We start from the raw sequence: 12718 nt of genomic DNA on the forward strand, positions 1-12718 counted from the left end.
CTAATCATTTTATGACCCTGCAACGTGTCTATCTCGTGGCTGGGGAACTCTCCGGCGATATCCTCGGCGCTGGGCTGATGCGCGAGCTTAAAGCACGCTACCCTGGCGTCGAGTTTCGTGGCATCGGCGGGCCGCGCATGCAGGCGGAAGGCATGGAGAGCCGCTTCCCTTTAGAGACCCTCGCGGTAATGGGGCTGGTTGAAGTGCTTAAGCATCTCCCCGAACTGATCCGTGTGCGGCGCACCCTAAAAGCCGAAGCGCTGGCCTGGCAGCCGGATATTATGCTCGGCATCGATGCGCCTGATTTCAATTTAGGCCTGGAGCGCCAGCTCCGCGAAACGGGTATTACCACTGCCCATTACGTAAGCCCTTCCGTATGGGCGTGGCGTCAGGGGCGGGTAAAAGGCATCTCTAAATCGGTGGACGGCATGCTGACACTGCTCCCTTTTGAAGCCGCCTTCTATCGCAAACACCGTGTTCCCGTTGCCTTTGTGGGTCACCCTCTGGCCGACGAAATGCCGCTGGAAAATGACCGTATTGCCACCCGTCAGGCGCTGAAGCTGGCGCCGGATAGTCAGGTGTTAGCGCTGCTGCCCGGCTCCCGGGCCAATGAAATTCGCTTTTTGGGTGACACCTTTCTTAACGCTGCCGAACAGCTCTGCCAGCGCCACCCCACGCTGCAAGTGGTGATTCCTGCAGCCACCGCTGATCGCCGCCGGGAAATCAGCGCACTGCTGGCTAGTTACCCGCTGTTGGTGGAGCGTACTGCGCTTTTGGATGGTCAGGCCCGCGAAGCCATGGTGGCGAGCGATGTGGTACTGCTGGCCTCGGGTACCGCCGCGCTGGAAGCCATGCTGTGCCACCGCACCATGCTAGTGGCCTACAAAATGGCCCCAGCCACCCACTGGCTGGCTAAACGAATGGTGAAAACCCAGTGGGTATCGCTACCCAATTTGATTGCCCAGGAGACGCTGGTACCCGAGCTGATTCAAGACGCCGCCTCTCCAGAGGCGATTGCCGAGCAGCTCAGCGCTATGTTGGCCGACGAGGCAAGTCGACATGCCTTGGAAACACGCTTTGCCGAGATGCACGCCACGCTCCAGCGCAATGCCAGCCGTCGCGCCGCCGAGGCGATTAACCTGTTGGCCGCGGGTCAGCCGCTGGAGAGTGTTGATGGCCATTGAGCACTGGTTGATCGAGCACAAGGATTTTCCAACGCTGGAAATTGCCTACAACGGCAAGCGGCTGGCGGGGGTCGATGAAGTAGGCCGAGGGCCGCTGATCGGCAGCGTGGTGGCCGCGGCGGTGATTCTCGACCCCGCTCAGCCGATTGACGGTCTTACCGACTCTAAAAAGTTGACGGCGCGCAGGCGTGAAGCACTGGATACACAAATTCGCGAGCGGGCGCTGGCCTTTGCCGTGGCAGAAGCCAGCGCAGCAGAAGTGGATGCGCTGAATATTTACCACGCCACCCACTTGGCCATGCGTCGAGCCATTGATGCGCTGGCACCGGCGGCGGAATATCTACTCGTGGATGGCAACAAATTACCTGGCCATCTGTTGCCTGGCCAGGCCGTGGTAAAGGGCGATTCACGCCACTGTGCGATTGCCGCGGCGTCGATTTTGGCCAAGGTCGCTCGCGATGCGCAGATGGTCGCCTTGGATGAGTGCTATCCTGAGTATGGTTTTGCGCGCCATAAAGGCTACCCGACCAAAGAGCACCTGACGGCGCTTGCAGCTCACGGGCCACTGGCCGAACATCGTCGTAGCTTCGCGCCTGTGCAGCGTCAGTTGGCGCTGCTTTAACGTATTTTTCTTCACCTAGCGTTTTGCTGAGAGTCTCATGACGGTTCCGTTCGTTCATTTACGTTTGCACAGTGAATATTCCCTGGTCGATGGCTTAGTGAAGCTAAAGTCGCTGGTTAGCACCACGGCTGAACGGGCGATGCCAGCGCTGGCCTTGACCGATGAAACCAACCTGTTCGGCCTGGTGAAGTTCTACAAAGCCGCCCAGGGGGCGGGGTTGAAGCCGATTATTGGCAGCGACTTATGGCTCCATAATCCCCATGACGAGTCCCACCCTTACCGGCTAACGCTGCTGGCGATGAACGATATTGGCTATCGCAACCTGACCGAGTTGATCTCGAAAGGTTGGACGCATGGTCAACGGCAGGGGCGCGCCATTCTCGATAAACAGTGGGTGCTGGAGCAGAGCGAAGGCTTGATTGCGCTTTCCGGCGCGCGGGAGGGTGAGATTGGCCGCCACCTGCTATCTGATCACGAACAGGATGCGCGGGTGCTGCTCGAAGAGTGGCAGGCGGCCTTTCCCGAGCGCTTTTATCTAGAGTTGATTCGCACCGGGCGCCCGCTGGAAGAGGCCTGCGTTCACGCCAGCGTCAAGCTGGCCATTGAAACAGGCACGCCAGTGGTGGCGACCAATGACGTGCGCTTTCTTGAGCGCGAAGATTATTGGGCCCACGAGACCCGCGTCGCCATCGGTGAAGGTAAAGCGCTGGACGACCCACGCCGCGAACGCCGCTACACTGAAGAGCAGTACTTAAAAAGCCCCGACGAGATGGCGGCGCTGTTTGCCGATATCCCCGAAGCGCTGGAAAACAGCGTGATGATCGCCGAGCGCTGCAGCGTGGATGTGCGCCTGGGCGAGATTTTCCTGCCCGAGTTCGGCATTCCCGAAGGGATGACCCAGGATGAGTTCTTCCGCAAAGTATCCCATGACGGTTTAACCGAGCGGTTGGATTTTTTGTTTCCCGCTGAACGCTACCCCCGCGACAGCGAAGAGTACCAGGCGATCGACCAGCGCTACCGCGACCGGCTGGAGTTCGAGCTCAACGTTATTATCCAGATGGGGTTCCCTGGCTACTTCCTGATCGTGATGGACTTCATCCAGTGGGCCAAGGACAACCGCGTACCGGTAGGCCCGGGGCGTGGTTCCGGTGCTGGTTCGCTAGTGGCCTACGCGCAAAAGATCACTGACTTAGACCCGATTGGCTACGACCTGCTGTTCGAGCGCTTTCTTAACCCCGAACGTGTCTCCATGCCCGACTTTGACGTCGACTTCTGCATGGAAAAACGCGACAAGGTGATCGAGTACGTAGCCGAGCGCTACGGGCGCAATGCGGTCTCCCAGATTGTTACTTTTGGCACCATGGCGGCGAAGGCCGTGGTGCGCGACGTCGCCCGTGCCCAAGGCCGTCCGTACTCGCTGGGGGATAAGCTCTCCAAGCTGATTCCCTTTGAAGTAGGCATGACCCTGGCCAAGGCGATTGAGCAGGAACCCGCGCTCAAAGAGTTTATCGGCAACGATGAAGAGGCCGAAGAGATCTGGGAAATGGCGCTCAAGCTTGAGGGCACCACCCGGGGCACCGGCAAGCACGCCGGTGGCGTGGTCATCGCCCCCACCAAACTGACCGATTTCTCACCGCTGCTCTGCGATGAAGATGGCTCCGGCTTGGTGGTACAGTTCGATAAAAACGATATTGAAGAGGCGGGGCTGGTCAAGTTCGACTTCCTGGGCCTGCGGACGCTGACGATTATCGACTGGGCACTAGAGATGGTCGACAAGGTGCGCAGCGTTAACGGCCAGGATCCGCTCAACATCGACAGCATCCCGCTGGACGACGTGCCAACCTTCGAGATGCTCAAGCGCGCTGAAACCACGGCGGTCTTCCAGCTCGAATCCCGCGGCATGAAGGAGCTGATCAAGCGCCTGCTGCCTGACTCCCTGGACGATATGATCGCCCTGGTGGCACTGTTCCGCCCCGGCCCACTGCAGTCGGGCATGGTCGACGACTTTATCAACCGTAAGCACGGCCGGGCCGAAGTCTCTTATCCACACCCGGATTACCAGCACGAGCTGTTGAAACCTGTCTTGGCGCCCACCTACGGCATCATCCTCTACCAAGAGCAGGTCATGCAGATCGCTCAGGTAATGGCAGGCTACAGCCTCGGCCAGGCCGATATGCTGCGCCGTGCCATGGGTAAGAAAAAGCCCGAAGAGATGGCCAAGCAGCGTGACGGCTTTATGGAGGGGTGTGCCGCCAACGGTATCGATAAAGACCTGGCCGGTAACATCTTTGACCTGGTAGAGAAATTCGCCGGTTACGGCTTTAACAAGTCTCACTCGGCTGCCTACGCGCTGGTCTCTTACCAAACCGCGTGGCTGAAAGCCCACTATCCGGGGCCCTTTATGGCCGCCGTTATGTCCACGGAAATGGACAACCTGGATAAAGTGGTGCCGCTGATTGAGGAGTGTCGGAATCTCAAACTCACCGTAACGCCGCCGAACGTCAACGTCGGTGGTTACAAGTTCACCGTCGATACCGATGCGCGTGTGGTCTATGGGCTAGGCGCAATTCGCGGCGTGGGCGAAGGGCCCATTGGCGCCATTGTCGAAGCCCGCGAGGCAGATGGCCCTTTCAAAGATATCTTCGATTTCTGCCGCCGCATTGATCCCAAGCGGATGAATAAGCGCACCCTGGAGGCGCTGATTCGCTCCGGCGCGCTGGATACCCTAGGCCCCAATCGTGCGGTGCTGTTCGCAGCGATGGAGGACGCGCTAAAAGCCGCTGCCCAAAACCACGCCAATCAGAATCTGGGCATGCTGGATATGTTTGGTGATGCGTTCGCCGCGGCCGATGAAAGTGACGATGACAGCAACGTTTACGCCGAATACATCAACGCCCGTGAGTGGACCGATCGCGAACGGCTCTCAGGGGAGAAAGATACCCTGGGGCTTTACCTGACGGGGCACCCGATCGACGAGTACGAGCGGGAGCTAAAACGTTTTGTCTCCACGCGGATCAGCGATTTAAAACCTTCTCGTGACCCCCAGCGCGTTGCTGGGCTAGTGGTCGGCGTGCGCACTATGAAGTCCAAGCGTGGTGATACCATGGCGTTTATCACCCTGGATGACCGCACCGGGCGTATTGAAGCTTCGCTGTTTGGGGAGCTATTCGAGCAACTACGCGGTCAGATTGAGGCTGATCAGGTACTCATCGTTGAGGGCGAAGTCTCCAGCGACGAATACTCTGGTGGCCTGCGCCTACGCGGTAAAGACGTTACACCAATGGTGACGGCGCGCATTCGCTACGGCCAAGCCGTGGAACTGGCATTGGACGCGGGGCAGATCAATGGCCGCTTAATTGAAACACTGCGCGACAGCCTGACACCGTATCGCGATCAAGAGGGGTTGCCGGTGCGCCTGCAGTACCGCCACCCAGCGGCAGTGGCTTGGCTGGAACTTGCCGATGAGTGGAAAGTCGCACCGAGCGACGACTTACTGCTGGCGCTGCAGGATGTCCAGGGTCAGACAGGCGTACAGCTACGCTATCGATAGCTGACGATACGTCACTAAACTATCGGAAGAGGGCAGGTTGAAGCGAGGGTCTTTCGGCCAGGGATGGCGAAAGTAGCGCCCAAGGATGGGTTCACAGCGCCCTCGCGGAGACCTGCCCTCGTGAGATTGCACTCTGTGCATAAGTGAGCCCACCTTGCGTGGCAGGGTCAGGGTGCGATAATACTTATTTTGATCAGGCTTGTTTTTGACAGGCAGCTTACAGGCAGAGCCGATGAATCCTAATTATCTCGATTTTGAACAGCCGATTGCCGAACTTCAGGCAAAAATTGAGGAGCTGCGTCTAGTCAGCTCCGATAGCCAAGTCAACCTTTCCGACGAGATCGCTCGGCTGGAAGAGAAGAGCCGCAAGCTGACGGAATCGATCTTCAAGGATTTGACTCCCTGGCAGGTTTCTCAGCTATCACGGCACCCTCAGCGTCCCTACACGTTGGACTACCTCGAACACATCTTCACCGACTTTGACGAGCTGCACGGTGATCGCAACTTCGCCGATGATGCCGCGCTGGTAGGTGGCATTGCGCGGTTGAATGATGCACCAGTGATGGTGATTGGCCATCAAAAAGGCCGCGATGTAAAAGAGAAAGTGCGCCGCAACTTCGGTATGCCGCGCCCAGAAGGCTACCGCAAAGCGTGCCGTCTGATGGAGATGGCCGAGCGCTTTAAAATGCCGATCCTGACCTTTATCGATACCCCCGGTGCCTATCCCGGTATCGACGCCGAAGAGCGCGGTCAGTCAGAGGCTATCGCCTATAATCTGGCCGTTATGTCACGACTGAAAACACCGATTATCTCCACCGTGGTGGGCGAGGGCGGCTCCGGCGGCGCGCTGGCAATTGGCGTCTGCGACGAACTGCAAATGCTGCAGTATTCGACCTACTCGGTGATCTCACCGGAAGGCTGCGCATCGATCTTATGGAAAAGCGCTGAAAAAGCCTCTGACGCCGCTCAGGCTATGGGCATTACCGCCGAGCGACTGAAAGAGCTGGGTTTCGTCGATTCGCTGATCAAAGAGCCGCTCGGTGGTTCCCACCGTCACCCGCTAACCACTGCTGAGCGGGTCAAAGAGGCGCTTACCGCGAGCTTGGGGCGTCTGCAGTCAATGGACACTGACGCGCTGCTGGAGCGTCGCTACAAGCGTTTAATGAGCTATGGCGCCCCAGCCGCTTAATACGCTGCAACGCTTGCTCAACGACGCCCTGGCGGAAACCCCGCCGGGGCGCTCTATTTGGGTGGCACTCTCAGGTGGTTTGGACTCCTGCCTGCTGCTCGCGTTAGCCGCACGGGCCTGCGAACAAGCAGACCGCCATTTGCGGGCTATCCACATTAACCACGGCCTACAGGCAGCAGCGCAGACGTTCGAGGCGCACTGCCGGGATATGTGTGTGCGTTTGAACGTGCCGCTGACCGTGGTCAATGTGACGGTAGATGCACAAGGTGAAGGCATCGAAGGCGCCGCTCGCAACGCCCGCTATGAGGCTTTTTTGGCCACCATTCCCACTGGCGATACGCTCTGGCTGGCCCAGCACCAGGATGATCAGGCGGAAACCTTTCTGCTCGCCGCTCTGCGCGGCAGCGGGCTACGCGGCCTGGCCGGTATGCCCTATCGCCGGGAGGCCCAAAGTACCACCTTGGTGCGTCCCTGGCTCTCCGTGCGCCGAGCTGAACTTGAAGCTGCGGCTGGGCTGCTTGAGTTGCGCTGGTGCGAAGATCCCACCAATCAAGATATTCGCTTTGATCGCAACCGCCTGCGCCATCGAATATTGCCAGCATTGCGCGAGCGCTGGCCCACAGCCGTCGCTGCTTTAGCCAATAGCGCAACCAACGCCGGTGACGCAGATGCGGTGCTTAGCGAGTATTTAGCAGCCGAGCTAAACGAGCTCGTCACCGGAGAAGGGCAGATAGATGCGAGCGCACTTAGTCAGCGCTCCCGTCCCCGCCAGCGGCTGCTGGTGCGTACTCTTTGCCAACAGCAAGGCTTGCCAACACCGCCCCAGAAGCGTTTAGAGAGCCTGCTGGATCAATTGAATGCCAAGGCGGGTGCCGCGGTGTGCGTTGAGTGGCCGGGTGCTCAGGCGCGCCTATGGCGCCAGCGGCTCTATCTGATGGTGCCTTTTGAAGCGTTATCGTCGTGGGAGGTTAGCTGGGATGGTCAAACGCCACTGGAAACGCCTATCGGGCCGCTAGGGTGGCAGGTGGCCTCATTACAAGAGCCGTCTCAACCGCTGAGAGCGACCTGGCGACAAGGTGGGGAGGTTATTCAACTGCCTAAACGAGGGCGGCGCGACCTAAAGCGGTTGCTACAAGAGGCGGATATGCCGCCCTGGGAGCGCCAGCGGCTGGTGGTTATCATGCAGGGTGAGGCGTGTATCGGGGTGGTTTGTCCCCCTGCTCAGCTGTTATGGCAGGCAGAGGGCGTTTGCTTTACACGTCTGACTTCGCCTGCTTAACGATCAGCTTAAAACCGGCGGCTTCCATAAACGCCTGCTCCTGTTCCAGGTCGGTACTCAGCAGGGTGGGTTCATCGCTGGCAGGCAGCGTGATCGTCAAGCTATCGCTGTCAGCGCTTATTTCCGGTAGCGAGGGCGCGGTTTCCGGGCGGGAATGGTTGAGCAAAACGGCTAAACGCAGCAGTCGGGCGAGCTTCTGGGTCGTCTCCTGTTGCGCTTCCGGCAGGGCCTGCCACTCCTTGAGCGGAAATTTACGCCGGTGCGCGCGCACTAAAAACGCCAGTTGGCGCTGTTCAGGGCGTGAAAAACCCGCGAGATCCGAATGCTCCAGCAGGTAGGCGCCGTGGCGATGAAACTGGCTGTGAGAGATCGCCAGGCCGATTTCATGCACGTGGCTAGCCCACTGCAAATAGCGCCCTTGGTCAAGGTTTAGCGACCACGCATGGCGTACCTGCTGAAACAGCCGCTCGGCAGTGTCGGCGACGTTAAGCCCTTGGCGGGTATCAACATCGTAAGTGCGCTGTAGCGACTCCAGGCTTTTCGAGCGCGAGTCTTCGGCGGTATTGCGCCCGGCCATATCGTAGAGCACGCCTTCACGCAGCGCCCCATCGGCAAAACGCATTTGGGTTAAATCAAAGGCTTCAAAAATCGCCCCAAGAATGGCAATCCCCGCCGGGAAAACTTTGGCACGGTCAGCCTTGAGGCCCTCCAGCGCGACTTTATCCAGTTGCTTGCACTTCAGCAGCCGTTCGCGCAGCTTCTTTAAACCGGCGCGAGTGATAACACCCTCGTGGGGCGTATCGCCATAGGCATGCAACACGCTGGCGGCGGCCTTGATCGTGCCGCTGGAGCCGACTGGGTCGTCCCAGCCCAGGCGTTGATAGGGGCGCTGAATGTTGGCGAGCTCTGAAAGAGCGGCGAGCTCGGCGCGGCGCATACGTTTTTCGTTCAACTCGCCGTCGGAGAAGAAGCGTCGGGAAAATGTCACGCAGCCCATGCGCAGGCTCTCCAGCGCTTTGGGCTCAAAAGCTTCACCAATAATGAATTCGGTCGAGCCACCGCCAATATCGACGATTAATCGGCGGCCATTTTCGGCCAGCGCGTGGGCGGCGCCTAAATAAATCAGCCGAGCCTCTTCGCGGCCGGCGATAATTTCGATGGCGTGGCCTAACTGTGCTTCGGCGCGCTCGATAAACGCTTGGCTATTATCGGCATCGCGTAGCGCGTTAGTGCCGACAATGCGCAAATTGGCGTTGGTGATATCGCTTAAAAACGGCGCGAAGCGGCCCAGGCAGTCTAGTGCGCGCTGCATTGCCTCTTCGCTGAGCAGGCCATCATCGTCTAAACCCGCGGCGAGCTGCACCTTTTCGCCCAATCGGGCCACCACCTGGAGGCGTTCATGCTGGTAATTGGCCACCAGTAGATGAAAGCTGTTGGAACCCAGGTCTATAGCGGCGAAGCGCTGCGGCGCACCGCTGTCTACCTCAGCGGGAGCGGTGGCAATGGGGAGCGAAATGTCCTTGGGCATGAGCTTTCCTTCGTGTTGGCTGTGCCAAGGTTGCGGCGACCTTTATCTATTGTCAATTGCTAGACACCTAAAGGCTTGCGTTTGTCGCGGCGCTTGACTACCATCGAGCTACTGGCCTGATCTGACCTGGTTAGTTAGCGTGTCCACAAGTACTTCGCAGCTGAGATGAGTCGCTGTTTAGATAAATCATCTTGCATGCGTCGTGCAAGTACGGCACCTTGGTCGCCCCAGACGTTACTCACTGTTTATCCCGTTAGCGTCAGCCAGAATTCCAAGTCGTCAGATAGCCCACTGGTTCAACCACTTTCCTGGGGTAGCCAGATTAAACAAGTGTTAGCACCCTCGAGTTGAGTCTTAATAACAACAAGCAGCAGCGTTGTTAGTTAAGTCCAACGCCGTTCCTTTCATCTTCGAGCGCGTGCCTTTACCGGGGTCTGAACGCATCACACGGCGTCACTTTCACGCCTCCTGTCTTATTCCCGGCGCCTGGCGCCCAGCTTCCATGAGCAACTTTCTAACACACCGATGAATCTCACTGAACTCAAGCAAAAAACCGTTCCCGAGCTCCTCGATATCGCCCGTGAAATGGGTATTGATAACTTGGCCCGTTCGCGCAAGCAGGACATCATTTTCGCCATCCTCAAGAAACACGCCAAAAGTGGCGAGGATATCTATGGCGACGGTGTGCTGGAAATTCTTCAGGATGGCTTCGGCTTCCTGCGTAGCGCTGACAGCTCCTATCTCGCCGGTCCCGACGATATCTACATATCGCCTTCGCAGATCCGCCGTTTCAATCTGCGCAAGGGTGACTCCATTTCCGGCAAAATCCGTCCGCCGAAGGAGGGTGAACGCTACTTCGCCCTGCTGAAGGTCAGTCAAATCAACTTTGACCGTCCGGAAAATGCCAAGCACAAGATCCTGTTTGAGAACTTAACGCCGCTGTTCCCAGACGATCGCATGCGTATGGAGATCGGTAACGGCTCCACGGAAGACCTTACCGCGCGGATCATCGATCTAACCGCGCCGATCGGTAAAGGCCAACGTGGTTTGCTGGTATCGCCGCCCAAGGCGGGTAAAACGCTGATGTTGCAAAACATCGCGACCTCCATCACGCGCAACAACCCAGAGTGTCATCTGATCGTACTGCTGATCGATGAGCGCCCTGAGGAAGTCACCGAAATGTCGCGCACCGTGCGTGGCGAAGTCGTGGCGTCAACCTTCGATGAGCCGCCTGCGCGTCACGTGCAAGTCGCTGAAATGGTTATCGAGAAAGCCAAGCGCTTAGTTGAGCACAAGAAAGACGTGGTCATTCTGCTCGACTCGATTACCCGTTTAGCGCGTGCTTACAACACCGTGGTGCCCAGCTCTGGCAAAGTGCTCACCGGTGGTGTCGATGCCCACGCCCTTGAGAAGCCAAAACGCTTCTTTGGTGCGGCGCGTAATATCGAAGAGGGCGGCAGCCTGACGATTATCGCCACGGCGCTGGTCGATACTGGCTCCAAAATGGACGAAGTCATCTTCGAAGAGTTCAAGGGTACCGGTAACATGGAAGCCCACCTGGATCGCAAGCTGGCTGAGCGTCGTGTATTCCCGGCGATCAATATCCGTCGCAGCGGCACCCGTCGTGAAGACCTGCTGGCTTCTGAGGATGAAATGCAGCGCATGTGGATTTTGCGCAAGCTGCTCAATCCGATGGAAGACACCGCCGCCACTGAATTCCTGATTGACCGTCTGAAAGATACCAAGACCAATCTTGAGTTCTTTGAAGCGATGAAGCGCCGCTAGCTTGTGGTGTAAAAAAGAGCGCCGCTAACGCGGCGCATTCGCCAGCCAGGGAGCGTGCCTTGAAGTACAAAGACTTGCGTGAGTTCATCGCGGCGCTTGAAGCCCAGGGTGAACTCAAGCGTATTCATGTCGAAGTCGATCCTTACCTGGAAATCACCGAAATTTGCGACCGCACGCTGCGTGCCGGTGGCCCGGCGTTGTTGTTTGAAAACGTCAAAGGCCACGACATGCCGCTGTTGGGCAACCTGTTTGGCACCCCTAAACGGGTTGCGCTAGGCATGGGCCAAGAATCGGTAGAAGCGCTCAGAGAAGTGGGTAAGCTGTTGGCGTTTCTCAAAGAGCCTGATCCGCCGAAAGGCTTGAAAGACGCCTGGGACAAGCTGCCGATCTTCAAGCAAGTACTCAGCATGGGGCCGAAAAACGTCAAGCATGCGCCGGTACAGGAAGTGGTCTATGAAGACGACGAGGTCGATCTCGGCCTGCTGCCGATTCAGCACTGCTGGCCTGGCGATGCGGGGCCACTGGTCACCTGGCCACTGGTGATTACTAAAGGGCCGCACAAGAAGCGCCAGAACCTAGGGATTTACCGTCAGCAGAAGATTGGCAAGAACCGCCTGATCATGCGCTGGCTCTCCCATCGTGGCGGCGCGCTGGATTTTCTGGAGTTCCAGAAAGCCCACCCAGGCGAGCCTTTCCCGGTTGCGGTGGCGCTTGGCGCTGACCCGGCGACGATTTTGGGCGCCGTCACCCCCGTGCCGGATTCGCTTTCAGAATACGCCTTTGCGGGCCTACTGCGCGGTTCGCGTACCGAGCTGGTGAAGTGCGGTCATGCGGATCTTGATGTGCCCGCGTCCAGCGAGATTATCCTCGAAGGCTTTATCTATCCCGATGATATGGCGGCGGAAGGCCCCTTTGGTGACCACACCGGTTACTACAATGAGGTCGACCACTTCCCGGTGTTTACCATCACGCGGATGACCATGCGCCGTGATGCGATCTATCACTCGACCTATACGGGACGTCCGCCGGATGAGCCGGCGATTCTCGGTGTGGCGCTGAATGAAGTCTTTGTGCCCATTCTGTGTAAGCAGTTTCCCGAAATCGTCGACTTCTACCTGCCACCGGAAGGCTGCTCTTACCGTATGGCAGTGGTCACCATGAAGAAGCAGTACCCCGGCCACGCCAAGCGCGTGATGATGGGGGTATGGAGCTTTCTGCGTCAGTTTATGTACACCAAGTTTGTGATTGTGCTGGATGACGACGTGGACGCACGCAATTGGGAAGATGTTATCTGGGCGATCACCACCCGGATGGATCCCGCGCGGGATACTGTAATGGTCGAAAATACCCCCATTGATTATCTCGATTTCGCTTCGCCGGTCTCAGGTCTTGGCTCGAAAATGGGGCTTGATGCCACCAATAAGTGGCCAGGAGAAACTGACCGTGAATGGGGCACCCCGATTGTGATGGACGATGCCGTTAAAGCGCGCGTGGATGAACGCTGGGAAGCGCTGGGGATTGGTCTTGAATTGCCGCCCTCTCGCCGTTGAATGCGATGTATCGCTGACCAAATTTGTAAAA

At 58.1% G+C, this 12718-nt stretch carries 8 protein-coding genes; 7 read left to right on the plus strand and 1 reads right to left on the minus strand.

Translation table 11 applies throughout. From position 1 onward, the window contains the following. Positions 1 to 11 precede the first annotated feature (11 nt). The 5 genes from lpxB (at position 12) to tilS (ending at position 7824) form a co-directional block, all read left to right on the plus strand. Positions 12 to 1184 carry a lipid-A-disaccharide synthase gene (lpxB, locus tag RO22_RS02510; protein ID WP_041157517.1) on the plus strand — a complete coding sequence of 391 codons (1173 nt, stop codon included), beginning with the start codon at positions 12 to 14 and terminating at the stop codon, positions 1182 to 1184. Continuing rightward, positions 1174 to 1806: a ribonuclease HII gene (gene rnhB / locus RO22_RS02515; protein WP_041157518.1), complete on the plus strand. Its 633-nt coding sequence runs from the start codon at positions 1174 to 1176 to the stop codon at positions 1804 to 1806. Before lpxB ends, rnhB begins: the two co-directional genes overlap by 11 nt. A 37-nt stretch (positions 1807 to 1843) precedes the next feature. Continuing rightward, entirely contained in the window at positions 1844 to 5356 is a 3513-nt protein-coding gene (dnaE, locus tag RO22_RS02520; RefSeq protein ID WP_041157519.1) for a DNA polymerase III subunit alpha, read from the plus strand. A gap of 232 nt (positions 5357 to 5588) precedes the next feature. Further along, entirely contained in the window at positions 5589 to 6545 is a 957-nt protein-coding gene (gene accA / locus RO22_RS02525) for an acetyl-CoA carboxylase carboxyl transferase subunit alpha (RefSeq protein ID WP_022520184.1), read from the plus strand. After that, positions 6526 to 7824 (plus strand): tRNA lysidine(34) synthetase TilS, encoded by a 1299-nt coding sequence (gene tilS, locus RO22_RS02530; protein ID WP_041157520.1) that lies wholly within the window; start codon positions 6526 to 6528, stop codon positions 7822 to 7824. Before accA ends, tilS begins: the two co-directional genes overlap by 20 nt. On the opposite strand, the gene ppx is transcribed toward tilS, so the two are convergent. Further along, a complete protein-coding gene (gene ppx, locus RO22_RS02535) occupies positions 7799 to 9352 on the minus strand; it encodes an exopolyphosphatase (RefSeq protein ID WP_041157521.1) in 1554 nt (517 codons plus the stop codon). The genes tilS and ppx overlap by 26 nt on opposite strands. A gap of 525 nt (positions 9353 to 9877) precedes the next feature. On the opposite strand from ppx, the gene rho reads away from it, so the two are divergent. Both rho and ubiD read left to right on the plus strand, forming a co-directional pair. Then, positions 9878 to 11137, plus strand: a complete 1260-nt coding sequence (rho, locus tag RO22_RS02540) for a transcription termination factor Rho (protein ID WP_007111700.1) — start codon at positions 9878 to 9880, stop codon at positions 11135 to 11137. A 59-nt stretch (positions 11138 to 11196) separates the two neighbouring features. Further along, on the plus strand, positions 11197 to 12687 hold the full coding sequence (gene ubiD, locus RO22_RS02545; RefSeq protein ID WP_009288495.1) for a 4-hydroxy-3-polyprenylbenzoate decarboxylase: 1491 nt from the start codon (positions 11197 to 11199) through the stop codon (positions 12685 to 12687). Positions 12688 to 12718: the final 31 nt, after the last annotated feature.

Source organism: Halomonas sp. KHS3 (assembly GCF_000830495.1).
GTDB lineage: Bacteria > Pseudomonadota > Gammaproteobacteria > Pseudomonadales > Halomonadaceae > Vreelandella > Vreelandella titanicae.

Excerpts from the sequence above, each read along its gene's own strand:
- lpxB (WP_041157517.1), top strand. The coding sequence starts at position 12 with ATGACCCTGCAACGTGTCTATCTCGTGGCTGGGGAACTCTCCGGCGAT.
- rnhB (WP_041157518.1), top strand. The coding sequence starts at position 1,174 with ATGGCCATTGAGCACTGGTTGATCGAGCACAAGGATTTTCCAACGCTG.
- dnaE (WP_041157519.1), top strand. The coding sequence starts at position 1,844 with ATGACGGTTCCGTTCGTTCATTTACGTTTGCACAGTGAATATTCCCTG.
- accA (WP_022520184.1), top strand. The coding sequence starts at position 5,589 with ATGAATCCTAATTATCTCGATTTTGAACAGCCGATTGCCGAACTTCAG.
- tilS (WP_041157520.1), top strand. The coding sequence starts at position 6,526 with ATGGCGCCCCAGCCGCTTAATACGCTGCAACGCTTGCTCAACGACGCC.
- ppx (WP_041157521.1), bottom strand. The coding sequence starts at position 9,352 with ATGCCCAAGGACATTTCGCTCCCCATTGCCACCGCTCCCGCTGAGGTA.
- rho (WP_007111700.1), top strand. The coding sequence starts at position 9,878 with ATGAATCTCACTGAACTCAAGCAAAAAACCGTTCCCGAGCTCCTCGAT.